The sequence below is a fragment of the Streptomyces albireticuli genome, assembly GCF_002192455.1.
Taxonomy (GTDB): domain Bacteria; phylum Actinomycetota; class Actinomycetes; order Streptomycetales; family Streptomycetaceae; genus Streptomyces; species Streptomyces albireticuli_B.
Map to the genome: position 1 here is coordinate 5,391,339 of NZ_CP021744.1, position 26,230 is coordinate 5,417,568.

A 26,230-nucleotide genomic window follows, 5' to 3' on the forward strand; every position below is an offset into this window, starting at 1 on the left:
CGTGCGGGCCGGGGACAACGCAGGTCCCACCCGACCGGAGGACGGCGGGGGAGGCGCGCGGGAGGAAACCCCGGGAGTGCTCCGGGGGGCGCCCGGGAAGGCGTCCGGAAGAGCCTCCGGACAGGCCTCCGGGAGCGCGCCAGGGACGGCCGCCCGTCAGGACGAAGACGCGCAGTGTACCCATGCGGCTGGCCAGATTTTCATGCACTTGGGGAACTCTTGACCCGTCTCTGGACGTACGATAATCGGCCACGCTTCCGGCTGGACGGTCCGGTGGGACGTGGCACACGGGGAGAGTAATGAGGCATTTCGAACACCTTGCGCCCTCGGTGCGGAATGGGCTGTTCCATAGAGAGCCCGGCGCGTTCGACGCCGACTCCCCGGCCCGTACGCTCGCGGTCGCCCTCGGCGCCACGCTCTACAGCCCCGCCACCCGCCCCGCCCTCGCCCACGACATCCGCAAGCAGGCCGAGCACGGCGTGGTGTCCATGGTCCTCTGCCTGGAGGACTCGATCGGCGACGAAGAGGTGGAGGGCGCGGAGGAGAACCTCGTCCGCCAGTTCGCGGAGCTCGGCCGCCTCTCCGCCGACGGCCGGAGCCTGCCGCTCCTGTTCATCCGGGTCCGCGAACCCGACCAGATCACCGACCTCGTGCGCCGCCTGGGCCCCACCGGAAGACTGCTCTCCGGCTTCGTCCTGCCGAAGTTCACCGAGGAGCGCGGCGTCCCCTTCCTCGAAGCCCTCGCCCTCGCCGAGAGCGACTCCGGACGCCGGCTGTTCGCCATGCCCGTCCTGGAGTCCCCCGAACTCCTCCACCTGGAGACCCGCACCGAGACGCTCGCCGGGATAGCCCGCACGGTCGACAAGTACCGCGACCGGGTGCTGGCCCTGCGGCTCGGTGTGACGGACTTCTGCTCCGCGTACGGCCTGCGCCGCGCGCCCGACATGACCGCCTACGACGTCCAGCTCGTCGCCTCCGTGATCGCCGACGTCGTCAACGTCCTCGGCCGCGCGGACGGCAGCGGCTTCACCGTCACCGGCCCCGTCTGGGAGTACTTCCGCCAGCACGAGCGGATGTTCAAGCCCCAGCTGCGCCGCACGCCCTTCGCCGGCCCGGCGGAGGAGCTGCGCACCGCGCTCATCCAGCACGACATGGACGGCCTGCTCCGCGAGATCCAGCTGGACCGGGCCAACGGCCTCCAGGGCAAGACCTGCATCCACCCCTCGCACGTCGCGCTCGTGCACGCGCTGTCCGTGGTCAGCCACGAGGAGTTCAGCGACGCCGAGGACATCCTGCGGCCGGAACGCGACGGCGGCGGAGTGATGCGCTCCGCGTACACGAACAAAATGAACGAAGTGAAGCCGCACCGGGCCTGGGCCGAGCGGATCATGCTGCGCGCCGAGGTGTTCGGCGTCGCGCGGGAGGACGTGAGCTTTGTGGAGCTGCTGGCGGCGAGCGTGGGGGCGACGGCATGACGTGGTCGGGACAGTGGGTCGCGGACCGGCTCGGCGTCGGCCTGGAGGGTGACCCCGAGCTGACGTCGCTGCTGGGCCTCGCGGTACGGAGGAACAAGAAGCGCGCCCACCTCCTCGTCTCGCACGTCCTCGGCAAGCACGTGCCGGCGGCGCCCTCCGCTGTGTACGGGTCCGGGGTGGACCTCGGCCGCCGCGTCCGGGCCCTGCTCGGCGACGAGGACGCGGCACGGGCGGTCGTCCTCGGCTACGCGGAGACGGCCACGGGCCTCGGCCACGCGGTCGCGGACGGCCTGGCCCTCGCCCCGTACCTGCACTCCACGCGCCGCCCGGTGGCCGGCGTCCGGCCGGTCGGCGGCTTCGAGGAGGAGCACAGCCACGCCACGTCGCACCTGCTGCTCCCGGAGGACCCGGAGCTCCTGGCGGGCGACGGGCCGCTGGTCCTGGTCGACGACGAGTTCTCCACCGGCCGCACCGTCCTCAACACCATCACCACCCTCCACGCCGTCTTCCCGCGCGAGCGGTACGTGGTCGTCGCCCTCGTCGACATGCGGAGCGCGGCGGACCGCGCCCGCCTGGACGACTTCGCGGCGGGCCTCGGCGCCCGCGTGGACCTGATCGCCCTCGCCTCCGGCACGGTGCGCCTGCCGGAAGGCGTGCTGGAACGGGGCCAGGAGCTGGTGGCGCGGTATGAGGCGCGCGCGGCGGACGGCTTCGACGGCGGCCGGACGCGGACGGCCGACGCCCCGTCGGCGCGCCCCGCACGCCTGACCCGCGTCGACGTCGGCTGGCCCGAGGGGCTGCCCGACGGCGGCCGGCACGGATTCACCCCCGGGCACCGGGCGCGCCTGGAGGCCGCCCTGCCGGGCATGGCCGCGCGGGTCGCGGACGCGCTGGCGACGACGGTCGCGGCGCCCACGGGCAGGGGAACGGTCCCCGTGGGGACGGACGCGGCGCTGACGGGTGGCGGAACGGGCCTCGCCGGTCCGGACATGGCGCCCGCCGGCGTGGGGACGACCCGCGTGGGGACGGCCGAGGCGCCCACGGGCAAGGAGACGATCCTCGCCGGTCCGGACGCCGCGCCCGCCGGCATGGGGACGCCCCCCGCCACGGCGGTCCCGGCGCCCACAGGCAGCGAGACCCCCGCCGGGCCGGACGTACCCCCCGGTCCCGGCGCCGGCCCCGCGCCCCGCCGCGTCCTCGTGCTCGGCAACGAAGAGCTCATGTACGCCCCCCTCCGCCTCGCCGCCGCCCTCCAGGACGTACTCCAGGAGACCCGCCCCGGCACCACCGACGTCCGCTTCTCCACCACCACCCGCTCACCCGTCCTCCCCGTCGACGACCCCGGGTACGCGATCCGGACCCGTCTCGCCTTCCCCGCCCACGACGACCCCGCGGACGGCCCCGGCGAGCGCTACGCCTACAACGTGGCGGGCGCCGGCTTCGACGCCGTCGTGGCCGTCGTCGACTCGGCCGCCGACACCCCCGGGCTGCACGCCCCCGGCGGCCTGCTGGACCGGCTCGGCGCCCACACCGGGCACGTCGTGCTCGTGGCCGTCCCCTCCTACGCACCGGAGGTCCACACCCCCATGCCCGAACCGCTCCGCGGCCCCGCCTTCTCCTCCTACGACCCCGCCGACGTCGGCTGGCTGCTCCAGGACCTCTCGGACGTCACCCTGGAGGCGCCCACCGAGGAACGGGAGGAGGCTATCCAGAGCGGCGGCGCGCACTACGCGGAGTCGCTGCCCGTCGAGTACCAGCCCAGCGCCGACTACCAGGCCCTCTTCCACGCCGCGCTCGACGCCTCCGCCGCCCGCATGGCCAGAGCCGTCGGCGTGGTCACCGAGACCGTGCTCGCCGAGCGGTCCCCCCGCCCGGTCCTGGTCTCGCTGGCCCGCGCCGGCACCCCCGTCGGCGTCCTGATGCGCCGCTGGGCCCGGCACGCCCACGGCCTCGACCTGCCGCACTACGCCGTCTCCATCGTCCGCGGCCGGGGCATCGACCCCGTCGCGCTGCGCTGGCTCGCCGCCCACCACGACCCCGCCGACGTCGTCTTCGTCGACGGCTGGACGGGCAAGGGCGCCATCACCCGCGAACTCGCCGAGGCGCTGCGCGGGTTCGACGGCTTCGACCCGCGGATCGCCGTCCTCGCCGACCCCGGTCACTGCGTCGACACCTACGGCACCCGGGACGACTTCCTCATCCCCTCCGCCTGCCTCAACTCCACCGTCTCCGGCCTGATCTCCCGCACGGTCCTGCGCGCCGACCTGGTCGGCCCGCACGACTTCCACGGCGCCAAGTTCTACCGCGAGCTGGCCGGCGCCGACGTCTCCCGCGCCTTCCTCGACACCGTCGCCGCCCGCTTCGCCGAGGTCGAGGAGGACGTCGCCGCCGACGTCAAGGAGCTCGTCGCCGCCGACCGCGCCCCCACCTGGGAGGGCTGGGCGGCCGTCGAGCGGATCAGCGAGGAGTACGGCATCCACGACGTGAACCTGGTCAAGCCCGGCGTCGGCGAGACCACGCGCGTCCTGCTGCGCCGGGTCCCCTGGAAGATCCTCGCCCAGCGCGGCGCCGGGTCCGACCTGGACCACGTCCGGCTGCTCGCCGAGCAGCGCGGCGTCCCCGTCGAGGAGGTGGACGGCCTGCCGTACAGCTGCGTCGGCCTGATCCACCCCCGCTACACCCGCGGCGCGACCGGCGCCGACGGCAAGGCGGTGACGGCGCCGTGACCCTCCTCGTCGCCAGCGACCTCGACCGCACGCTGATCTACTCGGCGGCGGCCCTCGACCTCACCGGGCCCGACCACCGGGCGCCCCGCCTGCTGTGCGTGGAGGTCTACGACCGCAAGCCGCTCTCGTACATGACGGAGACCGCGGCCGCCACGCTCGAAGCGCTCTCCCGCACCGCCGCGTTCGTCCCCACCACGACCCGCACCCGCGAGCAGTACGGCAGGATCCACCTGCCCGGCCCCGTCCCCGAGTACGCGATCTGCGCCAACGGCGGCGAACTGCTCGTACGCGGCGAGTCCGACCCCGGCTGGCGGCGGGACGTGGAGCGCCGGCTCGCCGCCGCGTGCGCCCCGCTCGACGAGGTCCGGGCGCATCTGGTCCGTACCGCCGACCCGGCGTGGCTGCTCAAGGAGCGCACCGCGGAGGACCTGTTCGCGTACCTCGTCGTGGACCGCCCGCTGCTGCCGGACACCTGGGTGAAGGAGCTCACCGAGTGGGCCGACGCCCGCGGCTGGTCCGTCTCGCTCCAGGGCCGCAAGCTCTACGCGGTGCCCCGGCCGCTCACCAAGAGCGCGGCGGTCGCCGAGGTCGCCCGGCGCACGGGCGCGGCCGAAGTCCTCTCCGCCGGCGACTCGTTGCTCGACGCCGACCTGCTGCTGGCCGCCGACCGCGGCTGGCGGCCGGGCCACGGCGAGCTCGCCGCGGCCGGCTGGACGGCACCGCACGTCACCGCGCTGGAGACGCGCGGGGTGGCGGCGGGGGAGGAGATCCTCGCGGCGTTCGCGGCAGCGGCGGCGTAGCCGCGGCGTAGGCTCGGAGGGGCCCGGCAGCGCACGCCCATGGCGCGGGCGGCCGGGCCCGGTCGTCGTGGAGACGCCGGGACGGAGACGCCGATGGGGAGAGCCGGGACGCCGGGACCGGAGCCCGTAACTCCCTTACCCGCTGAGGAGAATCGCGTGCCAGAGTTCAAGGGCCCCCGGATCACCCCCGAGCTGTACGCGTACGTGCTCGCCCACAACCCGCCGCTCCCCCCGGAGGAGCGGGCTCTGATCGACCTCACCCGCGCCGCCCTCCCCGCCGTGGCGAACAAGCAGACCGCGGAGGAGCAGGCGCCGCTGCTGGCCTTGCTCGTCCGGCTCACGGGTGCCCGGCACATCGTCGAGGTCGGCACCTTCACCGGGCTGTCCGCCCTGGCCATGGCGAGAGCGCTGCCCGCCGGCGGCCGGCTGATCGCCCTGGACATCTCGGAGGAGTGGACGGCCTACGCGCGCGAGGCCTGGGCCGGCGCGGGCGTCGCCGACCGGGTCGAGCTGAGGATCGCGCCCGCGCTGGACTCGCTGCGGGCGATGCCCGAGGAGCCGCACATCGACCTGGCCTTCGTCGACGCGGACAAGGACAACTACATCCCGTACTGGGAGGAGCTGGTGCCGAGGCTGCGGCCCGGCGGGCTGATCGTGGTCGACAACGTCCTCTTCAGCGGGGACGTCGTCGCGGAGCGGCCGGGGCCGGCGGGGGCGGCGGTGAAGGAGTTCAACACGCATGCGGCGGCGGACAAGAGGATGGAGTCCGTGATGATCACCGTGGCGGACGGGCTGACGCTGGCGAGGCGTGTGGGATAGGGGAGTCCGGGCCTTGAGGACGGCGGTCCTCAGCCGCAGCAGCCGCCTCCGCAGCACCCTCCGCCTCCGCCACCCGCGGACGGGGCGGGGGCGGGCCGCCCGGACGAGGAGCCGCCCGTCATCGCGACCGTGGAAAGGAGCTTCACCGTGTCGGTGTGTCCCTCGGGGCACACCGCGGGGGCCGAGGACTCGGCCATCGGCCGGCTGAGCTCGAAGGTGTCACCACAGGCTTTGCAGCGGTATTCGTAGCGAGGCATGCGGGCAGCATAGCCAGCGGCGGGCCGGGCGGGACACCGCACGTCCGGGGGCCGGGCAGGTGCGGAACCGGCCTGCCCGTACGCGCTCACCGCCCGGCGGCGCCCCGGTCGTCCCGTATCTCCCGCACCACCCGGGTCACGGTCCGCCGCACGGCCTCCGTCTCGGTGAGGAAGGCCCACCAGTCCGGGTGCCGTCCCTCCAGGCGCGCGACGGCCCGGTCCAGGCGGGCCACGGCGTCGTCCAGGGGGCCGGCGTGGCGGGGGTCGGGGGTGGAGCGGCCGGCCATCGCGAGCCGCTGGGCGTCGCGGATGGCGAAGCGGGTGCGCTCGACCTCCTTGGTGTGGTCGAAGGACACCTCGTCCAGCCGCCGCAGGCGGTCGCCCGCGGCCGAGACGGCCTCGTCGGTGGTGTTCAGCAGGGCCCGTACGGTCGACAGCCGGGACAGGGCGTCCGGCCAGCGCTGCTCGTCGCGGGCGGTGCGCGCCTCGCGGAGCTTCTCCTCGGCCTGGGCGACGGCGTGGGCCGCCTCGTCTGGCACCTGCTGGAGGTCCTGCCAGCAGGCGGCGCTGTAGCGGCGGCGGAGCTCGCTGAGGACGGGCTCGACGCCGGCGGCGCGGGTGGTGAGGGCCTGGGCGCGGGTGCGCAGCGAGACGAGCCGCTTGTCGACCTCGGCGGCCTTCCGCGGCAGGCCCTCGGCCTCGCCGCGGACGGCCTCGGCCTCGCGCAGGACGCGGTCCGCGCGCTGGAGGGTCTCCTGCACGCCGTGCTGCCCGGCGCCCTGGTTGAGCCGGGTCAGCTCGGGGCCGAGGGCGGCGAGCCGGGCGGCGAGGTCGTCGGCGGTGAGCCCGGCGGACCGCGCGGCGTCCAGGGCCTCGCCGGCCGCGCGCAGCGCCTGGCGGGCCCGCTCGACGGCGGGGGCGAGCCGGGCCAGCCGGGTCTCGGCCGTGGCCAGCAGGGGGCCGAGGCTCTGCCCGAACCGGTCCAGGTCGGCCTTGACCCGGACCAGCTCGTCCTTGGCCTTGGCCAGGTCCGTACGGGCCCGGCCGGCGGCACCGGCGTCGAGGTCGTCGCGGTCGAGGTCGTGGGAGTCGACCGCGGTGATGTAGGTGTGGGAGACCTCGTCGATGCGGTGGCCGAGGCCGGCGAAGTCGGCGGCGGCCTCGCGGGCGGCGGGGGAGGGGTCGACGGCGGTGATCGTCTCGATGGAGATCCGCAGGTCGCGCTGGGCGGTGTCGAGCTCGTAGAAGGCGGCCGCGGCGGCGTCCTTCGCGGCCTGGGCGTCGGCGCGCTGGTTCTCACCCCGGCCCCAGCCCCAGCGGCGCGTACCGCCACCGGCGAAGGCGGCGGGCGCGGCGGCGAGCAGCAGGGGGACGGGGAGCAGCGCGAGCGTCACGGTGTCCCGGACGGCGGCGGCGAGGGCCGTCGCGGCGTGCGTCCGCCGGGCGCCGCCGGTCCGCGTGGAACGGAGGGAACGGCGGCGTGCCGGTCCTGCGGACTGTGCGAAGGTCGCCGTCACTTGCCCTCTCCCGATGGATCGCCCCTGGCCCGGGTGCCATTGTCCCACCCGTTAAGGACGAACACACGGGACCATTAGTTCGCGATCAGGACCTTGACGTTGCCGTTGTCGCTGTGCCCGGAGACGGAGTGACCGCTGGCGTCGTCGCGGGGGACCTCCACCTTGGTGGTGCCGTTCTCGCTCGACGCGTCGACCCGGTACGGCGTGCGGGGCAGCTCGATCCTGATGTTGCCGTTGTCGTTGGAGGTCTCGACGCGGTCGGGGACGCGGGCCATGGTGAGCCGGATGTCGCCGTTGTCGGAGCGGGCCTTGACCTGGCGGGAGCCGGCGCCGGTGGCGACGACGTCGCCGTTGGAGCTGAAGAGGTCGAGGGCGCCGGTGGAGTCCGCCACACGGATTTCGCCGTTGTCCGCGGAGACCTTGAGGTCGGTGGCGAAGCCGCGCGCCTTGACCGTGCCGTTCCGGTCCTTGACGGTGAGCGCGACCCCGCGCGGCACCTCGATCCTGTGCCGCGACTCGCAGGTCGAGCTGAGCCCGTCGCAGTGCTCGCGCAGCTTCAGCGTGCCGCCGTCCATCTCCCAGCTCGCCTTGGACGACCCGCCCAGGGTCCACCCGGCGAACCACCGGGTGACCTTGACCTCCTTGACGTCCCCGGGCACGAGCTCCAGCTCGGAGTTGTCGGTGTCCACGGTGAGCTCCCGCCCCGCGAGCGGGAACGCCTTGTACTCCGGCTCGGCCTTGTCGAGGTCCGCGCTCCCGCACCCGGTCAGCGCCGTCCCGGCGAGCAGCACGCCACCGGCGACGAGGGACAGACGAGCGGCGGAACGGGCGCGGGCGCGGGAGCGGGGCTTCACGGTGACTCCGGAGTCGGGGGTGGTGGCAGCGGGACGGCCGGCGCCGAACGGTCCGCGCCGAGTGTGCGGCGTGGGACGCGCGGCGTCGACCGTGCAAGATCACCGTACGGACGGCCCCCGGGCCGCCGCCATGAAGCTCCCTACCGATTCGGGGGTGGGGATAACCCCCGCCCGGCGGTTTGCGGGGACCCGGCCCCGGCAATGTAGGCTGTCTCTTCGATCCAGGGCGCATAGCTCAGCGGTAGAGCGCTGCTCTTACAAAGCAGATGTCGGCGGTTCAAATCCGTCTGTGCCCACTCTCACGAAGACCCCCGGCCGGGTTCGGCCGGGGGTCTTCGGCGTTCCCAGGTCCTCGCCGCCTGCCGAACCGGGCACCGGCCCTTGCGGGCGGTCGGCGTCCTTCGCGCTCCGGGAGAGGGCCCCGACCGGTCCGGCCCGTCCACATGGTGCGGTGAACACCCCAGGAGCCGGACACGGTTGGTGGCCCGGCGGCCGGCCCCCTCAGCCCGTCACCGCCTCATAAAGGCTGAAGCCCGCCAGCGCCAGCATCACCACCGCCGCGATCCGGGTGATCAGCGCCAGCGGCACGTACTTCATCAGCGTGCGGCCGCCCAGGATGCCCAGGCCCGCCACCGCCCACAGGGCCAGGACCGCGCCGACGCCGACCGAGACCGGGTCGTCGTAGCGGGCCGCGAGGTTGGCGGTCATGATCTGGGTGAGGTCGCCGAACTCGGCGACGAGGATGAGCATGAAGCCCGCGCCGGAGACCTTCCAGAAGGACTGGTCGGCGGGCTTCTTGATCTCTTCCTCGCCGTCGTCCTTCTTGAAGATCAGCATGGCCGCGCCGGCGAGGAAGAGCAGGCCGACCACCGCCTGGACGAGCCGGTGCGGCAGGAGGGTCAGGACGCTGCCGGCCGCGATGGCGAGGGCGACGTGGACGGCGAAGGCGGCGGCGACGCCGGCGAAGACGTAGCTCGCGCGGTAGCGGGCACCGAGCATGAGGCCGGCGAGGGCGGTCTTGTCCGGCAGCTCGGCCAGGAAGACGACGCCGAAGACCAGGGCGGCGACGGTGAAGCTGAACACGGGGGTGATACCTCGATCGGTCGGGCTGCCGGACCGAGAGACCTGAGCTGATTCCGGGGTCGCTTCGGCACGGCAGCGTCGTGGACACTGCGGCCGAAGGTCTCGCTGGCCCTTCCGTAAGGACGGGCCTCCGGGCGCCGGCCGAGGCGAGCTCGGCAGTATGTCGACGGTCCGGCGAAGAGCTACTCCCCTTCTGCTCCGTCCAGGGTACGCGACCCCCGGCGGCCGTGTCCCGCGCCGCCGCCGGCCGGGGCGTCCCGGTGCAGCCTGCCGCGGGCCACCAGCTCCAGCACCACCGCGGCCGCCACCACCTGCACGGCCATCAGCGCGACCAGCACGAACAGCTGCACCGCGCCCGCCAGCACCGGTGACGCCCCGCCCAGCAGCATCCCCACGAACGCCCCCGGCAGCGTGACCAGCCCCACAGTCCGCGTCTGGTCCAGACCCGGCAGCAGGGCGTCCGAGGCGGCCGGCCGGGCGATCTCCAGGCGGGCGTCGCGGTCGAGGAGGCCGAGCGCCAGGCCGGCCTCCACCTCGCCGTGCCGGGTGCGCAGCTCGTCGAGCGCGCGGCGGCCCGCCAGCACGGTCGCGGTCAGGCTGCCGCCGATGAGGATGCCGGTGACGGGCACCAGGGCGATCCCCTTGAGCGGGACGAGCCCCGTCACCAGCAGCACCACGACCACCGGCACCACCCCGGCCCCGATCGGGACCGCCGTCCACCACCAGGTGCCGTTCTCCGTGATGCGGCGCCCGGCGGTCCGTACCGCCACGGAGAACATCAGCAGCAGGAAGCACAGCAGCAGCGGGACCGCCCGGACCACCCAGCCGATCAGCGCGGACACGGCGGCCAGTTGGACGGCCGCCCGCAGGCCCGCGACGGCGACGGGCCGGGCGTAGCCGCGCCCCCGGGCGTCGGTCAGGTGGGCGAGAGCCGCCACGCCCGCCGCGGCCACCAGCAGCACGGCGAGCACCACCCCGAGGGTGGCGTTGACCGGGAGCAGGGCTGCGGCGGCGAGCACCCGGCCACCTTACGGGCGCGAACATCGGTACAGGTGCGCACACGTGGTGGCGTGTCAGGGAGTGAAGGGCAGAACTGTGAATTCGCAGTGAACTTCACGTCCGCAAGCCCTTGCTTTGACATGACCCCGTCGCCACGCTGTTACCTGGCGACCACCCCCCGGAAATCGGACGCCGCGATCCTGGCCGCGCTCGCCGGCCGACAACCCCCCACCGCAAAGGAGTTCCCATGTCCGGAATACCTGCCTCCACCTCTCGCCGCGCCGTCTACGCGCGTCGTACGGCCGTCGCCGGCGGTCTCACCGCCCTCCTGGCGTCCCTCGCGCTCAACGCCCCCGCCGCCCACGCCGCGCCCCCCACCCCGCCGGACGCCGCCACCGTGCGCACGTACCTGGCCGAGCTCAAGGTCGGCGCCGAGGGCACCATGGACGGCTACAGCCGGGCCAAGTTCCCGCACTGGAGCACCCAGTCCGGGCAGTGCAACACCCGTGAGGTCGTCCTCAAGCGCGACGGCGAGAACGTGGAGCAGGACGCCAAGTGCGCCGCCGTGAAGGGCACCTGGTCCTCCCCGTACGACGGCGCCACCTGGACCGACGCCCAGGACATCGACATCGACCACATCGTGCCGCTCGCCCAGGCGTGGCGGTCGGGCGCCAGCACCTGGACCACCGCGCAGCGCCAGGCGTTCGCCAACGACCTGACCCGCCCGCAGCTCATCGCGGTCACCGACCGCGTCAACCAGGCGAAGGGCGACAAGGACCCGGCGCAGTGGATGCCGCCGCTCGGCTCCTACGCCTGTACGTACGCCCGGATGTGGGTCACGGTCAAGCACCACTACGACCTCACCGTCGACCCGGCCGAGAAGAACAAGCTGACGTCCGTCCTCAGCGGCTGCTGAACGGGGAAACCCGACCGCTGAACCGGAAACTCCACCGGCCGGCCCCGTCGTTCCGTACCGTACGGAACGACGGAGGGGGGCCGGATGCCGGCAGCTCTACGACTGGGGCCGCTGCTGCGGTACGTCGACTGGGACACGGGCACGAGCGCCACCGTCTGGGTGGAGGCGGACCGGCCCTGCGAGGCCGAGGTCCGCTGCGCGGACGGCGCGGGCGGCGCCGCGCGCACCTGGCGGGTGGCCGGCCACCACTACGCCCTGGTGACGGTGACGGGGCTGAGCCCGGGCTCCGAGACCGCGTACGGCGTCTTCCTGGACGGCGAGCGCGTGTGGCCCCTCCCCGGCTCGCTCTTCCCGGAGAGCACGATCCGCACGCCCGCCGTGCCCACGGAGGCCGCCGGGCCGCTCCGGGTCACGTTCGGCTCCTGCCGCTGGGCCGCGCCGCCGCCGGAGGCGGGTCACCACAGCTTCCTCCACCTGAGCGGATCGCCGGGCTCCGGTGATCCGGACGACCCCCGGGACCCGCCCCTCGTGGACGATCCGTCCGGCGCCGCCGGTCCCGCCACCGACCCCGCCGGCCCGGACGCCCTGGACACCCTCGCGTGCGCCCTCGCCCGCACCGGTGGCACGGGCGAACTGCGGCCGGACGTCCTCCTCCTGCTGGGCGACCAGGTCTACGCCGACAAGACCTCGGCCGTCGTGCGCCGCTGGATCGCGCGCCGCCGCCCCCTCACCGAGCCGCCCGGCCCCCAGGTCGCGGACTACGAGGAATACACCCGTCTCTACTACGAGTCCTGGCTCGACCCCGAGGTCCGCTGGCTGCTCTCCACCGTCCCCAGCCTGATGATCTTCGACGACCACGACGTCATCGACGACTGGAACACCAGCGCCGCCTGGGTCGCCGAGATGCGGGCGAAGCCGTGGTGGCGGGAGCGGGTGCTGGGCGGCCTGATGTCGTACTGGGTCCATCAGCACCTGGGCAACCTCTCCCCGGCCGAGCTCGCCGCCGACAAGCTGTTCCAGGTGGTCTCGCGGGGTGAGGAGGACCGGGAGGGCGCGTTCAGCCCGGGGGGTACGGACGCGCCGGCGAGTACGTACGGCCCGGACGGCATGCCCGGCCCGGACGGTACGTACGGCCCCGACGGCACCGCCGCCCTCCGCGAGTTCGCCGTCCGCGCCGACGCCGACCCGGCCGCCGCCCGCTGGAGCTACCGCCGCGACTTCGGCCGCGTCCGGCTGCTGGTGGTCGACAGCCGCGCCACCCGCGTCCTGGAGGAGGGCGGCCGGGCCATGCTGGACGCCGCGGAGGCGGACTGGCTGCGCGCGCAGGCGCTGGACACCCCCGGTTCGTACGACCACCTCCTCATCGGCACGTCGCTGCCCTGGCTGCTGCCGCCCGCCGTGCACGACGCGGAGGCGTGGGACGCGGCGCTGTGCGCCGGGGAGCGCGGGCCGCGCTGGGCGCGCCTGGGCGAGCGGATGCGCCGGCGGGCGGACCTGGAGCACTGGGCGGCCTTCCCGCCGTCGTTCGAGGCGCTCACCGCGCTCATCGCGGAGGTCGGCTCCGGGCCCGCGGCGCCCGCCACGATCGCGGTCCTGTCGGGTGATGTCCACCACTCCTACATCGCGGAGCCGGAGTGGCCGGAGCAGCTGGGAACAGGGCCCGCGAGGCTGCCGGAGCCGAGGGCCGTGAGCCTGCCGGAACCGTCCGGCGCGGGTCTCTCCGGACGGCCCGGGACCGTCCGGAGCCACGTGGCGCAGTTCACCTGCTCCCCGGTGCACAACAGCGCCCCGGCCGCCCTCCGGCTCGCCTTCCGCTTCGGCTGGAGCCGGGCGGGGCGGTGGCTGGGCCGGGCCCTGGCGCGGCACGGCCGGACGGGCCGCCCGGCGATCGGCTGGCGGCGGACGGGCGGGCCGTGGTTCGGCAATCAGCTGATGACGCTGACGCTGCGCGGGCGCTCCGCCCGGATCCGGCTCGACCAGGCGCGGCCGGAGAAGTGCCTGGCGGCGGCGCACGAAGCGGTCTACGGCACGGCGGACAGGGTCCCGCGCCCCGTGGCAAGCCCTCCGGCGAGCGAGGTTCCGGCCGCGCCCGGAACCGGTGCGGGCGGCGGTTCCTCACACGGATCCGACAAAGGACAGGCACAATGAATCAAGAACTTGAACTTGCAAGTATCGATTAGGGGTACCTAACCTGGACCCCTCGCGTTTCCTGTCCCCTGACACGAGGAGCCCCACCTCATGCCCCCCACCACCGCTCCCTCCCCTTCCGCCGCCGCCTCCACGGGCGCTTCCCCGGCCGCCGCCCCGGCGCTCTCCGACCGCCTGGACGCCGCTCGCCCCTACGCCCTGTCGGCGTTCCGCATAGTCGTCGGCCTGCTGTTCGCCTGCCACGGCATCGCCTCGCTGTTCGGCGTGCTCGGTGGTGCCGCGGGCACCGGCGGCACCGTCGAGGCGGGCACCTGGCCGGGCTGGTACGCGGCCGCCATCCAGCTCGTCGGCGGTGGCCTCGTGCTGCTGGGCGTGGGCACCCGCACCGCGGCGCTGATCTCGTCCGGTTCCATGGCGTACGCGTACTTCGACGTGCACCAGGGCATGGCGCTGTGGCCGATCCAGAACGGTGGCGAGGCCTCGGCGATGTTCTGCTGGGCCTTCCTGCTGCTCGTCTTCACGGGCCCCGGCGCGCTCTCCCTGGACCGTCTCTTCGGCCGCAAGAGCTGACGCCGGCCGTAAGGGCCGACGCGGACCGCCGTGAAGTGACGCGGGCCGCGTGAAGTGACGCGCGGGCCGGAGCGGCGACCGACGCGCGGGTCGGTGCACGACCCGGCGCCAAGGCCGCCGCGCGCGCCCCTGTTTCGGCCCTGTGCGGGCCGGATGTTGCGCACGTCCGGGAGGTCCGGCTCGCTCCGGATCTCCCGGACGTGCGCCTTTTGTGCGTGATGAGGCGTGATGAGAACTACATCTCCCGCCCCCGACCGCATGTCACAGCAGCCTCAGGCGTACGCTGTGCGGTTGTGAAGGCCGCCCCTGCCGCTCCCCTGCGACGTCGCGGCGGGGGACCGTACCGGGAGATCAGGACGTGCTGGAGCAGTTGGGGGCCTTGGCCGATTCGCCATGGATCTATCTGATCGTCGGGCTGTCCGTGCTCCTCGACGTCTTTCTTCCGGTCCTGCCGAGCGGGGTCCTGGTGATCACCGCCGCCACCGCCGCCGCGGGCACCGCCGCCGACGCGGTGGGTGACGCGGCCCGGGGCCACGCGGGCTTCCCCGAGATGTTCGCACTCGTGATGTGCGCCGCGACGGCGTCCGTCCTCGGCGACATGGTCGCCTACCGCCTCGCCTGGCGCGGCGGCGACCGCTTCGACCGCGCCATGGCGCGCTCCCGCAGGCTCACGGCGGCCCAGGAGAAGCTCGGCACGGCGCTGCTGCGCGGTGGCGGCCCGCTCGTCGTCGTCGCCCGGTTCGCACCGGCCGGCCGGTCGGTGGTGAGCCTCGGCGCCGGTGTGATGCACCGCAGGGCGGCGGAGTTCCTGCCCTGGTCCGCGCTCGCGGGCCTGACCTGGGCGGCGTACAGCGTGAGCCTCGGCTACTTCGGCGGCCAGTGGCTGGGCGCGGGCTGGCTCGGCACCGCCGTCTCCTTCCTCGCCCTCTTCGCGGCGGGCGCGGGCGCCGCGTTCGTCATGCGCCGCCCCGTCGAGCCCGAAGCACAAGCTCAGTAACTTCCGGTAGCTCCCCTTACGGCGGCGGCCGTACGCCCGCGTGCGCCCCGCCTAGGCCGGGCAGGGGCGACCGCGCACACGCGTCCGTACGGGAGCCGCGGGTCCCGGTACGTCATCGGGGCCACTCCGTCCCCGCCAGGCGCGTGCGGGGCGCCCTCGGGGCCCGTACGCCCGTGATCCCGTGCGCGGCCAGGGCCGTGCGGCGGCGCGTCGCCGGCGGCAGGCCGCGGAAACGCCGGTGCCGTGCCCGATGAGCATGGGCACGGCGGGGGCGGGAGTAATCGACGGGCAGCGCTCCGTCACTCCCGGTGGCGCCGGTCCCGGGACGGGTGAAGCGCGAGGTCACAGCCTTGGTGAGGCGCTCAGAGCTTGGTCAGTTTGGTGTACGGGCCCGGGATCCGCTCCTGCCTGGTGGCGAAGTCGACGAGCACGGCGATGTCTTCCTCGACACCGATGACACGGCCGAGGCCGTAGCGGTCGTGGGCCACCCGGTCGCCCACGTCGAACTTCTGCACGGGACCGGGTGCGGGCGGGGCGTTGAAGGGACTGGTGGGCAGATGCCGTCGATGCGCTGGTGGCTTCGTCATTGGCCTCAGTATGCGCCCTCCGCGGGCGGGCGGCTCCCGCGAACGGGGCGGTGGCCCGGCTCCTCGGGGAGGAACCGGGCCACCGCGTGCGCGCGCGAGCGCTCCCGTCCGGTCAGTGGACCTTGGTGAAGGCGTCCTTGTCGAAGGCCTTCAGGCCATTGGCCCACAGAGCGTTGACGCGGCTCTTCTCGGCCGCGTTCGGGTAGGCGTTCTGGCAGGACGTACCGGGGCCGCCACCGGACATCAGCTCGCTGCACGGGCCGGAGTAGTGGTCCGGGAGACCGAGCACGTGCCCGGTCTCGTGCGCGGTGACGCGGGTGGAGTTGTACTGCTGGTTCTGCCGGTAGTCGAGGAAGATGTACCCGCGCCCGTGGCCGTCGGTGCTGGCGTACGAGCCGCGGGAGTCGTTGCCCTCGTAGTACCGGAAGTCCGCGTTGCTGCCCGCACGCAGCTGAACGTTCTGGACGGAGCTGTTCCAGATCTGCGCGCTGCTGGCTATCTGCTGGGCGAATCTGGGCGCGGCGCTCGGGTCGTACGTGACGGTGACGACCTTCAGGCCGGGCGACTTCGCCGCCTTGGCCGTCGCGGACTTCATCACGGCGTCGAAGAACGCCTTGTTGTTGGCCTCTTCGGCCGCCGAGCCGACGTAGGAGGACTGGGTGAAGGTCTGCGAACCGGTGACGGCCGGCGCCGCGGAGGCGGGCACCGCCGTCATGGCCGCCGCCAGGCCGAGGCCGAGCGCGGCCGACAGCACCATGGTGGAGCGATTCATGTGGGGGACTCCATTCGTGCCGAGAACCCTGGGCCGCATGGGTGGGTCGGCCGGGGGTTCACCGGGTGAACTGCTGGTCCCGGAGAGTCTCTGACGAGTTATCAGTGGTGCGGATGATGCCAATTGGCCATAGCTCCAGGCAATCGCCTACCCTGCCCTCCGCTGTGCCTGGTGTGACTCGCGAGGTGCAGTTATGCTCCCTCCCGTGGAGCTCGAGGTCAGGCACCTCCGGGCGCTTTGCGCCATCGCGGATGCGGGAAGTGTGCGCAAGGCCGCGCTGCAACTGGGCATGACCCAGCCCTCGCTCACCACTCAACTCCGCCGTATCGAGGGGGCCATCGGCGGCCTCCTCTTCACCCGCGGCCAGACGGGCAGCCGGCCCACGCCCCTCGGACACTCGGTGCTCTCCCGCGCCCGGCCGATCGTCGCCGAGATGACCGCGCTGGTGACGGCGGCCCGGGACGCGGCGGTGGGGGCGGGCGGCGCGAGGCTGCGGGTGGGCAGCGTCGGCAGCCGGGTGGTGACGGGCTGGCTGCGCCGGATCCACGACCGGCTGCCCGACACGGACATCACCATTCACATAGAGGTCTCCGCGAACACCCTGCTCCAACTGCTCGCGACGAACCAGCTCGACGTCGCGCTCGTCCACGAGACCGCGGGCTTCCCCCTGCACGTACCGGCGGAGGTGCGGCGGCGGATCCTCGTCGAGCGGGAGCCCCGCTTCGTCACCCTGTCCGCCGCCCACCCGGCGGCCGCGTCACCGGCGGTCACGCTCACCGAACTGGCCGACGACTCCTGGATCGTGGACCCCACGGCCGACCACGAATGGGCGGCGCTGCGCCGCGTCTTCACCGCGGCGGGGCTCGACCCGCGCCTGCTGCACGTCCGCGACAACACCACCGCCGCCGACCTGGTCGCCTCCGGCGAGGCCGTACGCCCCTGCCAGCCCACCGCCGAGGCCACCCCGGGCACCGTGATCCGCCCCCTCGCCGGGGACCCCCTCACGGCCGAACTCTCCCTGGCCACCCGCCCCTGCGCCCTGCCGCTCCCGGAACTCGACGCGCTCTTCGGCGACCTGGCGGCCGCGTACGCGGAGGCGACGTCCCGCAGCGAGGCGTACCGGACGTGGCTGGCGGGAACGGCGGGCCCGGCGCCCTCCGGGCCGGCGGCCGGCCACCCGTCCGGACCGGGCCCCTAGCGGACACCCGCCCTCACGCCACGGCGCACGGCCCCCGCCGGCTCGCCGCGGCCCACTCCGTCCGCAGCCGCTCGTACATCCGCCGCTCGGCCCCGGTCAGGGCCCGCCCGCTGCGCGCGGACAGGAAGTGCCGGATCGCGCGATTGATCTCCTCGGGGCTCCGCTGCCGGGATGGGGTCGAAAGCATGGGCCCAGACTATGATCCGCGGGCGCCGCGGGGCCGTCCACCACGACCGAGTTCGCGGAACGCTCATCAAACGGTCATGAAGCCGACGGGTTGGGGCGGGGTACGGACATGGTGCGCGGGAATCCGGCCCGTCCCCGACGCTCTTCACGGGAGGAAATGAGGTGATCGTTCGATGATCGACGAGGGCGTCGGACGCCGGCCCGTCCGGCCGTTGCGGCGGAAGGGGATCCAGCGGCTCGCCGAGGGGACCTGGGGATCGGGGCGGTCCATATGGGCCTCCGAGATCGAGGACCGCACCCTCGCGGTGGATCGGATCGACGTCACGGAAGCAGCGGCTCCGGAGCATGTGGCCGACGTGCTGGGGCTGGCTCCGAACGCGGCCGTCTGCGTGCGGAGCAGGCGCTTCGTCCTCGACGGCAAGCCGGTGCTGCTCTCCACCTCGTATCTGTCCGCGGAGCTCGTGGCCGGGTCCCCGATCGTGCGGGAGGACACCGGGCCCGGCGGCACGTACGCGCGTCTGGCGGAACTCGGTTGCAAGCCTGTCCGCTTCCGCGAGGAGATCCGCTGCCGGATGCCGTCCGGCGACGAGGCCGAGCGGCTCGGCCTCGCGCAGGGAACCCCGGTCGTCCTGATCTGCCGCACCGCGTTCGCCCAGGACGGCAAGGCGGTCGAGGTCAACGAGATGACGCTGGACGCGGCGGCGTACGTGCTGGAGTACGAGTTCGACGGCCCCGCCTGACCCGGCTCCTCCTGTCCTCGCGCGCATGGGAGCCACCGTGCGTGAGACCACGCCCCTGCACTCCGTCTCCGTGGCCGGGGCCGTCGTGCGCGATGACGGAGGCGTACGCCGTGCGCCTGCTGGACGCCCTGGGCGACGGCGGCCCGTATGCGCGGATCCACGACGGCCGGCGGCTGATGTCCACGTGACAGGCTCTTTCCGGCCGGGACGGGCCCTCCTGAGGTGGCTCCTCCAGGGCGGGCCGGAGCGTGCGTGACCCCGGCCCCGGTGGCGCCTATCGTGAGAAGAGAGACACAGCTACTCAGCTCCCACGAAGGGGGTGGCTGCCATGGCCGCCCGTAGCCGCGGTGAGGTCGAGGCGGAGATCAAGGAGACGCTGGGACTCGTTCCGCACTTCTTCTCCGGTATCCCCGACGACCTGCTCGAACACGAGTGGGCGATCTTCAAGAAGATCGAGCTCGGCGAGACCCTGATCCCGAACAAGTACAAGGAGCTCATGGGGATCGCCCTGCATTCCGAGACCAAGTGCCGCTACTGCACGCTCTTCCACACCGAGGCCGCCCGGCTCTACGGGGCCACGGAGGAGGAGATCCAGGAGGCCGTCCACTACGCGAAGAACAGTCTCGGCTGGAGCGCGTACATCAACGGTGTGCGGGAGGACTACGACGCGTTCGCCGGGGAGCTCGCGCAGATCAAGGACTATCTGAGCGCGAAGGCGTGAGGACGTGCGGATCGAGTGGGACCGCCCCGGCGTGCTGCGGGTCACCTCGCACGCCTACGAGTTCGCGGCGCTGGTCGCCGCGGGCCGGTACGTGGCGGAGTTCGCCCCCGTGGAGGTCCCCGCGGAGGCGCTGGAGCAGTTGCGGCGGGTTCTGGACGATTACGACGCGCAGATCGCCCGGCTGCGCGGGAGCGCGGCACGAGAACAAGTCAGGGGAGGACCGGAGGAGGAGTCATGACGGCCACCACCCGTGACGAGGCGCCCGTCGTCGTCGAAGGGGACGGCGTCGAGGTGCGGAAGCAGGAGATCGGCGGCGGCATGAGCGTGATGTACATGCGCGCGGCCGCGGGGACGGACTTCGCGCCGTTCCTCAAGGGGCTGCCCGGCGATCTCTGCCAGTGCCCCCACTGGGGCTACCTGTCCAAGGGCCGGGTCCGGATGCGTACGGACGGCGGCGAGGAGGCGTACGAGGCCGGGCAGGCGTTCTACTGGGCGCCGGGGCACGCCCCCGAAGCCCTTGAGGACATCGAGTTCCTCGACTTCTCGCCCACCAAGGAGCTCGACGAGGTGATCGCGCACATCCAGGCGCAGGCGGGGTGATCCCCGGGCGGTAGGGACCCCGGCCACGGCCCTTGACGCCGCCGTTCCGGCCGCTCACCCGCACCGGCCGGCGCGGGTGAGGGTGAGTACGTGCGTGACGCGTCCCGTCAGCCGACGCGCAGGACGATGCCCGCGCCGTCCGCTTCCACACGCACCTGTGTCAGGTCCGCCACCGCCACGTCCGGCGCGTGGGCCGCCGCGCGCGGGCCCACGCCCACCACGCGCATGCCCGCCGCCTTGCCGGCCGCTATGCCCGCCTCCGAGTCCTCGAAGACGACGCAGTCCGCCGGGTCGAGGCCGAGCGCGGCGGCGCCCTTGAGGAAGCCCTCCGGGTCCGGCTTGCTGGCGCCCACGGACTCCGCCGTGACGCGGACCTCCGGCATCGGGAGGCCCGCCGCGTCCATGCGGGCCTCGGAGAGGGCGCGGTCGGCCGAGGTGACCAGGGCGTGCGGGAGGTCCGCGAGGGACGCCATGAAGGCCGGGGCGCCGGGCACCGGGACGACGCCGCTGACGTCGGCCGTCTCGGCGGCGAGCATCCGGGCGTTGTCGGCGTGGTTCTGCTCCATCGGGCGGTCCGGGAGGAGGACGGCCATGGTCGCGTAGCCCTGGCGGCCGTGGACGACCTTCATGACGGCGTCGCCGTCCAGGCCGTGTTCCGCCGCCCAGTCGCGCCAGCAGCGCTCCACGACGGCGTCGGAGTTGACGATCGTGCCGTCCATGTCCAGGAGAAGGGCACGGGCGGTCAGCGTGGTCGTGGTGGGGGCGTTGGCCGGCATCGGCGGACTCCAGGGCGCGGGAGAAGGCAAGCGGCCTCGCCCGCCGGTCAGGGAATACGGACGAGGCCACTTTGTTTCTCAAAGATACAAAAAGTCCTCCCGATCGCCAACAGGCCCAGGTCGGCGAGGGTGCGGGCCGGCCCGCGGCGGAGCGCCGGCGGCCGGGGCGCGCTGCCAATGGCCTATCCCGGCGGGCCGTCCGCGCGGATCCGGATCACGATGGAGGGCAGCGGGAGACCGGGGCGCGCGGCGGCGGCCGGTGCGCGGTACGGACCGAGCGCCCCGGCGGGCCGCCTCCCCGGGCCCGCCCGTCCGGCCCTGTCCCTGTCCTCGTCCCCGTCCCAGCATTCCGGTCCCAGGCACCCCACCCCCCAGGAGCCAGCCCATGGCGGACGACACCCCGGGCCCCGCCACGGCCGCCGCGGACCCCCCGGCCGTGCCCGGCGAGGGGCAGCCCCGGCGCACCGTGCTCGTCGCGATCGGCGCGCTCCTGCTGGGCATGCTGCTGGCCGCCCTGGACCAGACGATCGTCTCCACGGCGCTGCCGACCATCGTCAGCGACCTCGGCGGGCTCGACCACCTCTCCTGGGTCGTCACCGCCTACATGCTCGCCTCCACCGCCGCGACGCCCCTCTGGGGCAAGCTGGGCGACCAGTACGGCCGGAAGAAGCTCTTCCAGGCCGCCATCGTGATCTTCCTGGTCGGCTCGGCGCTGTGCGGCATCGCCCAGGGCATGGGCGAGCTCATCGCCTTCCGCGCCCTCCAGGGGCTGGGCGGCGGCGGGCTCATGGTGCTGTCGATGGCGATCGTCGGCGACATCGTGCCGCCCCGGGACCGGGGCCGCTACCAGGGGCTCTTCGGCGCGGTCTTCGGCGGTACGAGCGTGCTCGGCCCACTCCTCGGCGGGCTCTTCGTGGATCACCTCAGCTGGCGCTGGGTGTTCTACATCAACCTGCCCATCGGCATCGTCGCGCTCCTCGTCATCGCCGCCGTGCTGCACATCCCCGTCCGCCGCAACCCGCACCGCATCGACTACCTCGGCACCTTCCTCATCGCCGCCGTCGCCACCTGCCTGGTGCTGATGACCTCGCTCGGCGGCGTCAGTTACGCCTGGTCGTCGTGGCAGATCATCGGCCTCGGGGTGCTGGGCGTCGTCCTGCTCGTGCCGTTCGTGCTCGTGGAGCGGCGGGCCGCGGAGCCCGTGCTGCCGCTGAAGCTCTTCCGGATCCGCACGTTCACGCTCTGCTCGGTGATCGGCTTCGTCATCGGCTTCGCGATGTTCGGCTCCATGACGTACCTGCCGACCTTCCTCCAGGTCGTCCAGGGCGTCTCGCCGACGATGTCGGGCGTGCACATGCTGCCCATGGTCGCGGGCATGCTGATCGCCTCGACCGGCTCCGGCCAGATCGTCAGCCGCACGGGCCGCTACAAGGTCTTCCCCATCGCGGGCACCGCGCTCACCGCGATCGGGCTGCTCCTGTTGCACCAGCTCGGCCCCGCCAGCTCCACCGGCGAGATGAGCGCGTACTTCTTCGTCTTCGGCCTCGGGCTCGGCCTGGTCATGCAGGTGCTCGTGCTCGTCGTGCAGAACGCCGTCGGCTACGAGGACCTGGGCGTCGCCACCTCCGGGGCCACGTTCTTCCGGTCCATCGGGGCGTCGTTCGGCGTCTCCGTCTTCGGCACGATCTTCACCAACAAGCTGGGGCCGCGCATCAACGACGCCCTCGCCGGCGCGACGCTGCCGCCCGGCGTCGACCCGGCGAAGCTCAAGGCCGACCCCCGCGCGATCACCCTGCTGCCGCCGGGCGAGCGGACCGGGGTGCTGGCCGCCTACTCCCAGTCGATCACCGACGTCTTTCTCTACGCGGTGCCCGCCGTGCTCGTCGCCTTCGCCCTCGCCTGGCTGCTGCGCGAGGACCCGCTGCGGGCCAGCGTCACCGCCCCCGACACCAGCGAGGTGCTGTCCAGCAACCCCGTCGAGCGCTCCTCGCGAGAGGAGTGCGCCCGCGCCCTGTCGCTGCTGGGCAGCCGAGAGGGCCGGCGCCGGATCTACGAGGAGATCACCGCCCGCGCCGGGCTCGACCTGCACCCCGCCGCGAGCTGGATGTTGCTGCGCATGAACCGCTACGGGTCCGCGGAGCCCGCCCTGCTGGCCGAGCGCGTCGACATCCCGCTACGGGTGATCAGCGAGGCGACGCGGCAGCTGGAGACGCGCGGCCTGGCCGTCCGCGAGGGGCTGCCGCTGGTCCTCACCGACGAGGGGCGGCGGGAGGCGGGCCTGCTCTACCGGGCCCGCGAGGACTCGCTCGCGGAGCTGCTGGGCGACTGGTGGTCGGCGGACCGGCCCACCGACCTGGACGCGCTCGTCCGCGAGCTGAACCACGAACTGTGCGGCTCGGACCGGGAACAGCCGCACAACGGAGGCGTCGTGCACCGCGACCACGAGGCCCGCAAGCCGGGCGGCGGCCGCTAGGGCGGGCCGTCCTGTGGAGGCTTCCCGGTCGGGCGGGGCGCCGGAACGCGCGCCGTGCGACCGGCTCCGCCGGACACATGTTCGGCCGTGGGGTGTCGGCATGCACGCGCCGCCGCTCCGGCCCGACCGGTACCTTGAAGCCGGTGACCGCAGTGGGCCGAGAGAGAAGGGGGCGCGGCATGGGTGCTGCCGAGTGGAGCGCCGGCGGGGGGCCATTTCCCGGCCCGAGCGCACCCCCGACGCCCTGCGGACGGCGCTTGCCAGGCTCGCCCCGCACCGGCTGGCCGACATGGAGCGGCAGAAGGACGAAGCGTTCCAACTGGCGGCCCAGAGCAACAGCCTGGGCCCGATCCGTGGGTGGCTGACGATCTGGGCGGCCGAGGTCGAGGTCGAGCGGCGGCCCGACCTCCTGGAGCGCAGACGCGCCGCGGAGCGGGCGGTGCAGACCTGCGACCGGGACGATCCGGCCTGGCTCGCCGCCACGGAGGAGCTCCTCGCCGTCCTGCGCGAGGCCCGTGAGGCCGGCGGGTGAGCTGGGCCTGGGAGTACGTCCCGGACGAGGCCCACGTCATCGACGGGCTCCCACCCGTTCTGGTCAAGGACGTCGAGGAGAAGGCGGCCGAGCCGGTGCGGGCGGCCGAGGCGCTCCACCTCGACGGAACGGCCTACGAGGGAACCTCCCCGCAAGGGGGGAACGGCCTGGTGGCCGACGGAATGTTCGTCTACCAAGTGGTTCCTCGCCACGAGAGGGTCTACATCTTCCAGGTGACCGCCTGGTAGTGGGGCGCCCCGCTACCGCCGCCTGTTCCATTCGGAGTCTTCCGGCCATATATGGGAAGTTGTCAGGTGGCCCAGGAGTGACCTACGTCTCTTCCGCAGGGCTCGGTAAGGTCTCAAACAGCCCTACGAGAGTGACCGACCGGTCGACTGGAGGAGCGGCGCGGCGTGGCGAATGCACAGAGGGGCGGGCTGGGCGGCCCGCCGAGGGCCGGCTCGCGGACCGGTCTCGTGCTGGGCGCGCTGTGGCTGATCGCCGGGCTGCTGGCCGCGCGCCAGACCGCGGCGGTGCTGCGGCTGCCTCCCGGGCGGCGCTTCGCCGACCTCGAACGGTGGATCGGTGACAACGGCGTCCTGCACGTCAACGGCTCGCTGTACGACACGGACAAGTTCACCGGTACCCCTTTCGCGGGACTCGTCCTCAAACCGCTGACCCGGGCCGCCGAGCAGAGCCTCGGCGTCGGCTGGACGCTCGGCACCCTGCTGCTCGTCGTCGCCGTCGCGCTGGCCGCCGCCCGCGCGCTGCCCGGCGAGGTCTCCCGCCGCGCCCGGCTGCTCGCCGCCCCGGCCGCGATCATCCTGACCGTGGTCTCGCTGCCCGTGCGGAACACCTTCACGCTCGGTCAGACCAGCATCATCCCGGTGCTGCTGGTGCTCCTCGGCTGCTGCCTGCCGCGCCTCACCCGGGGCGACGGGCGCCTCGGCGGCGCCCTGACCGGCCTCGCGGCGGCCCTCCAGCCCGCCGTGCTGCTCTTCGCGGTGCCGCTCTGGCTCACCGGCCGCCGCCGCGCAGCGGCCGCCGCCGGCGCCTCCTTCGCCGGGCTCACCGCCCTGGCCTGGGCGGTCATGCCGGACGACTCCTGGACGTACTGGATCCACCACGCCGCCGGCGCCGGCCTCGGCTCCGCGCCCGACGGGCTCGCCAACCAGTCCCTGCACGGCCTGCTCCTGCGCGCCGGCCTGCGCGGCCCCGCCGAGCTCGCCCTCTACGGCCTCCTCGCCGCCGCCGTCGCGGCCCTCGGCCTGCGCCGCGCCGCGCGCTACGCCAGGGACGGCCAGGTGCTGCTCGCGACCGCCCTCACCGGCTGCGTCGCGGTCGCCGTCTCCCCGACGGCCTGGCAGCACCAGCAGCTGTGGATCCTGCTCGCGGTCGTCGGCCGGGTCGGCGGGCGCCGCGCCGACCGGCTGGTGTGGCCGGTCCTCGTCGTCCTCGTGATGACGCTGACCAGCACCGTCCTGATGCCGGACAACCCCTTCCTGCGCCCCCTCGGTGCCAACGCCCCGCTGCTCGCCGCCCTCGCCGCGGCCTGCGCGGTGCCGTTCCACCTCCGCGCGTCGGCGCTGTGGGACCGCCCGCTGCCCACCCCGGTGACCGAGCCCCGGCCCGGCCGCTTCTCCTGGATCCCGCTCCTCCGCCTCTGGAAGCGCCCGCTCAGCCGGCCGAACGTCCTGCTGGAGCTGATGCTGATACGGCTCGGCTACTGGGTCTACTCCTTCATCCGCGCCGGCGCCCCCGACGAGCGCTCCCTCGCGGAGTCCCACGGCCGGCAGATCCTCGCCGCCGAGGAGTTCCTGCGCCTCGACGTCGAACACGCCGTCAACCACTTCGTGGCGGGCGTCGGCTGGCTCACCGACGGGATGAACTACTACTACGGCACCTTCCACTTCCTGGTGCCGCTCTCCCTGCTGGGCTACCTCTACGTCCGCCGGCCGGGCACCTACCGCTGGGCCCGCACGGCCCTGTCGCTGGCCACGCTGCTGGCGCTCGCCGGCTTCTGGGCCTACCCGCTGGCACCGCCGCGGCTGATGCCCGGCCTCGGCTACGTCGACACGGCCAACGGCCCGCAGGACCTGGACAACCCCGACTTCGGGGCGCTGACCGAGCTGTCCAACCAGTACGCGGCGATGCCCTCGCTGCACATCGGCTGGTCGCTGTGGTGCGGCGTCGTGATCGCCGCCGTCGCGTCCAGGCCGTGGCTGAGGTGGCTGGGCATGCTCTACCCGCTGCTCACCTTCTCCGTCGTCGTCGGCACCGCCAACCACTACGTCCTGGACGCGGCCGGCGGCGCCCTCGTCGTGCTGTCCGGCTTCGCCGTGCAGTACGCCCTGAGCGGGCCGGGCCGGCAGGCCCTCGGGCGGGTGCCGGGGGCCAGGAGCGCGGGCGACGACGCCGCCCCGGACCCGCCGGCCGTGGAACCGGCGCGGGCCGCCAAGGGCTGAGCCCGCGCCGGGGCGCGCG

The 26,230-nt window shown here is 73.8% G+C and carries 25 protein-coding genes, 1 tRNA gene and 1 pseudogene; 18 read left to right on the forward strand and 9 right to left on the reverse strand.

Annotated elements, in window-relative coordinates; all coding sequences use genetic code 11:
- Window positions 1–299 precede the first annotated feature (299 nt).
- The 4 genes from SMD11_RS23305 to SMD11_RS23320 all read left to right on the forward strand — a co-directional run bounded on the left by SMD11_RS23305 (window position 300) and on the right by SMD11_RS23320 (window position 5,820).
- The gene (locus SMD11_RS23305) at window positions 300–1,475 is read left to right on the forward strand and encodes an HpcH/HpaI aldolase/citrate lyase family protein (RefSeq protein ID WP_087928284.1); all 1,176 of its coding nucleotides are present in this window, start codon (window positions 300–302) and stop codon (window positions 1,473–1,475) included.
- On the forward strand, window positions 1,472–4,201 hold the full coding sequence (locus SMD11_RS23310; protein WP_087928285.1) for a phosphoribosyltransferase: 2,730 nt from the start codon (window positions 1,472–1,474) through the stop codon (window positions 4,199–4,201). Before SMD11_RS23305 ends, SMD11_RS23310 begins: the two co-directional genes overlap by 4 nt.
- Window positions 4,198–5,001 carry an HAD family hydrolase gene (locus SMD11_RS23315; protein ID WP_087928286.1) on the forward strand — a complete coding sequence of 268 codons (804 nt, stop codon included), beginning with the start codon at window positions 4,198–4,200 and terminating at the stop codon, window positions 4,999–5,001. The genes SMD11_RS23310 and SMD11_RS23315 overlap by 4 nt, the downstream gene beginning before the upstream one ends.
- A 156-nt stretch (window positions 5,002–5,157) precedes the next feature.
- Entirely contained in the window at window positions 5,158–5,820 is a 663-nt protein-coding gene (locus SMD11_RS23320) for an O-methyltransferase (RefSeq protein WP_234366142.1), read from the forward strand.
- Between the two features lie 29 nt (window positions 5,821–5,849).
- On the opposite strand, the gene SMD11_RS23325 is transcribed toward SMD11_RS23320, so the two are convergent.
- From SMD11_RS23325 to SMD11_RS23335, 3 genes are all read right to left on the reverse strand, one after another.
- Window positions 5,850–6,077 carry an FmdB family zinc ribbon protein gene (locus SMD11_RS23325; RefSeq protein WP_087928288.1) on the reverse strand — a complete coding sequence of 76 codons (228 nt, stop codon included), beginning with the start codon at window positions 6,075–6,077 and terminating at the stop codon, window positions 5,850–5,852.
- An 86-nt stretch (window positions 6,078–6,163) separates the two neighbouring features.
- Window positions 6,164–7,594: a hypothetical protein gene (locus SMD11_RS23330; protein WP_418952469.1), complete on the reverse strand. Its 1,431-nt coding sequence runs from the start codon at window positions 7,592–7,594 to the stop codon at window positions 6,164–6,166.
- 74 nt (window positions 7,595–7,668) lie between these two features.
- A complete protein-coding gene (locus SMD11_RS23335) occupies window positions 7,669–8,448 on the reverse strand; it encodes a DUF4097 family beta strand repeat-containing protein (protein WP_087928289.1) in 780 nt (259 codons plus the stop codon).
- Window positions 8,449–8,672: 224 nt separating this feature from the next.
- On the opposite strand from SMD11_RS23335, the gene SMD11_RS23340 reads away from it, so the two are divergent.
- A tRNA-Val gene (locus SMD11_RS23340) sits at window positions 8,673–8,744 on the forward strand.
- 205 nt (window positions 8,745–8,949) lie between these two features.
- On the opposite strand, the gene SMD11_RS23345 is transcribed toward SMD11_RS23340, so the two are convergent.
- Both SMD11_RS23345 and SMD11_RS23350 read right to left on the reverse strand, forming a co-directional pair.
- A complete protein-coding gene (locus tag SMD11_RS23345) occupies window positions 8,950–9,531 on the reverse strand; it encodes a TMEM165/GDT1 family protein (RefSeq protein WP_087928290.1) in 582 nt (193 codons plus the stop codon).
- Window positions 9,532–9,713: 182 nt separating this feature from the next.
- Window positions 9,714–10,550: an ABC transporter permease gene (locus SMD11_RS23350; protein ID WP_199843933.1), complete on the reverse strand. Its 837-nt coding sequence runs from the start codon at window positions 10,548–10,550 to the stop codon at window positions 9,714–9,716.
- Window positions 10,551–10,777: 227 nt separating this feature from the next.
- Here SMD11_RS23350 and SMD11_RS23355 point away from each other — a divergent pair, with 227 nt between their 5' ends.
- From SMD11_RS23355 to SMD11_RS23370, 4 genes are all read left to right on the forward strand, one after another.
- The gene (locus SMD11_RS23355) at window positions 10,778–11,446 is read left to right on the forward strand and encodes an HNH endonuclease family protein (RefSeq protein WP_087928291.1); all 669 of its coding nucleotides are present in this window, start codon (window positions 10,778–10,780) and stop codon (window positions 11,444–11,446) included.
- 84 nt (window positions 11,447–11,530) lie between these two features.
- On the forward strand, window positions 11,531–13,594 hold the full coding sequence (locus tag SMD11_RS23360; protein WP_087928292.1) for an alkaline phosphatase D family protein: 2,064 nt from the start codon (window positions 11,531–11,533) through the stop codon (window positions 13,592–13,594).
- Between the two features lie 90 nt (window positions 13,595–13,684).
- A complete protein-coding gene (locus tag SMD11_RS23365) occupies window positions 13,685–14,164 on the forward strand; it encodes a DoxX family protein (protein ID WP_087928293.1) in 480 nt (159 codons plus the stop codon).
- Window positions 14,165–14,522: 358 nt separating this feature from the next.
- Window positions 14,523–15,161: a DedA family protein gene (locus SMD11_RS23370; RefSeq protein WP_087928294.1), complete on the forward strand. Its 639-nt coding sequence runs from the start codon at window positions 14,523–14,525 to the stop codon at window positions 15,159–15,161.
- A gap of 362 nt (window positions 15,162–15,523) precedes the next feature.
- On the opposite strand, the gene SMD11_RS23375 is transcribed toward SMD11_RS23370, so the two are convergent.
- Both SMD11_RS23375 and snpA read right to left on the reverse strand, forming a co-directional pair.
- Window positions 15,524–15,748, reverse strand: a complete 225-nt coding sequence (locus SMD11_RS23375) for a hypothetical protein (RefSeq protein WP_087928295.1) — start codon at window positions 15,746–15,748, stop codon at window positions 15,524–15,526.
- A gap of 112 nt (window positions 15,749–15,860) precedes the next feature.
- On the reverse strand, window positions 15,861–16,520 hold the full coding sequence (gene snpA, locus SMD11_RS23380) for a snapalysin (protein WP_087928296.1): 660 nt from the start codon (window positions 16,518–16,520) through the stop codon (window positions 15,861–15,863).
- 193 nt (window positions 16,521–16,713) lie between these two features.
- On the opposite strand from snpA, the gene SMD11_RS23385 reads away from it, so the two are divergent.
- Window positions 16,714–17,718, forward strand: a complete 1,005-nt coding sequence (locus SMD11_RS23385) for a LysR family transcriptional regulator (RefSeq protein WP_087928297.1) — start codon at window positions 16,714–16,716, stop codon at window positions 17,716–17,718.
- A gap of 13 nt (window positions 17,719–17,731) precedes the next feature.
- Here the strand turns inward: SMD11_RS23385 and SMD11_RS35955 are convergent, their stop codons facing one another.
- Window positions 17,732–17,905 (reverse strand): hypothetical protein, encoded by a 174-nt coding sequence (locus SMD11_RS35955; protein ID WP_199843934.1) that lies wholly within the window; start codon window positions 17,903–17,905, stop codon window positions 17,732–17,734.
- A gap of 184 nt (window positions 17,906–18,089) precedes the next feature.
- Between SMD11_RS35955 and SMD11_RS23390 the strand changes: the two are divergent.
- The 4 genes and pseudogenes from SMD11_RS23390 to SMD11_RS23405 all read left to right on the forward strand — a co-directional run.
- Window positions 18,090–18,644, forward strand: a pseudogene (locus SMD11_RS23390) (GntR family transcriptional regulator); the annotation flags it as partial.
- Between the two features lie 328 nt (window positions 18,645–18,972).
- Window positions 18,973–19,365 (forward strand): carboxymuconolactone decarboxylase family protein, encoded by a 393-nt coding sequence (locus tag SMD11_RS23395; protein ID WP_087928299.1) that lies wholly within the window; start codon window positions 18,973–18,975, stop codon window positions 19,363–19,365.
- A gap of 4 nt (window positions 19,366–19,369) precedes the next feature.
- Window positions 19,370–19,603, forward strand: a complete 234-nt coding sequence (locus SMD11_RS23400; RefSeq protein WP_087928300.1) for a hypothetical protein — start codon at window positions 19,370–19,372, stop codon at window positions 19,601–19,603.
- Window positions 19,600–19,965 (forward strand): hypothetical protein, encoded by a 366-nt coding sequence (locus tag SMD11_RS23405; RefSeq protein ID WP_087928301.1) that lies wholly within the window; start codon window positions 19,600–19,602, stop codon window positions 19,963–19,965. The genes SMD11_RS23400 and SMD11_RS23405 overlap by 4 nt, the downstream gene beginning before the upstream one ends.
- A 107-nt stretch (window positions 19,966–20,072) precedes the next feature.
- On the opposite strand, the gene SMD11_RS23410 is transcribed toward SMD11_RS23405, so the two are convergent.
- Complete coding sequence (locus SMD11_RS23410; protein ID WP_087928302.1) at window positions 20,073–20,741, reverse strand: HAD-IA family hydrolase; 669 nt, start codon at window positions 20,739–20,741, stop codon at window positions 20,073–20,075.
- 385 nt (window positions 20,742–21,126) lie between these two features.
- On the opposite strand from SMD11_RS23410, the gene SMD11_RS23415 reads away from it, so the two are divergent.
- The 4 genes from SMD11_RS23415 to SMD11_RS23430 all read left to right on the forward strand — a co-directional run bounded on the left by SMD11_RS23415 (window position 21,127) and on the right by SMD11_RS23430 (window position 26,211).
- On the forward strand, window positions 21,127–23,214 hold the full coding sequence (locus SMD11_RS23415; protein ID WP_087928303.1) for an MDR family MFS transporter: 2,088 nt from the start codon (window positions 21,127–21,129) through the stop codon (window positions 23,212–23,214).
- A 193-nt stretch (window positions 23,215–23,407) separates the two neighbouring features.
- Window positions 23,408–23,746: a hypothetical protein gene (locus SMD11_RS23420; RefSeq protein WP_199843935.1), complete on the forward strand. Its 339-nt coding sequence runs from the start codon at window positions 23,408–23,410 to the stop codon at window positions 23,744–23,746.
- Window positions 23,743–23,994, forward strand: coding sequence for a hypothetical protein (locus tag SMD11_RS23425; protein ID WP_087928304.1), 252 nt, complete (start codon window positions 23,743–23,745; stop codon window positions 23,992–23,994). Before SMD11_RS23420 ends, SMD11_RS23425 begins: the two co-directional genes overlap by 4 nt.
- A 165-nt stretch (window positions 23,995–24,159) precedes the next feature.
- Entirely contained in the window at window positions 24,160–26,211 is a 2,052-nt protein-coding gene (locus tag SMD11_RS23430; RefSeq protein ID WP_087928305.1) for a bifunctional glycosyltransferase 87/phosphatase PAP2 family protein, read from the forward strand.
- Window positions 26,212–26,230 lie beyond the last annotated feature (19 nt).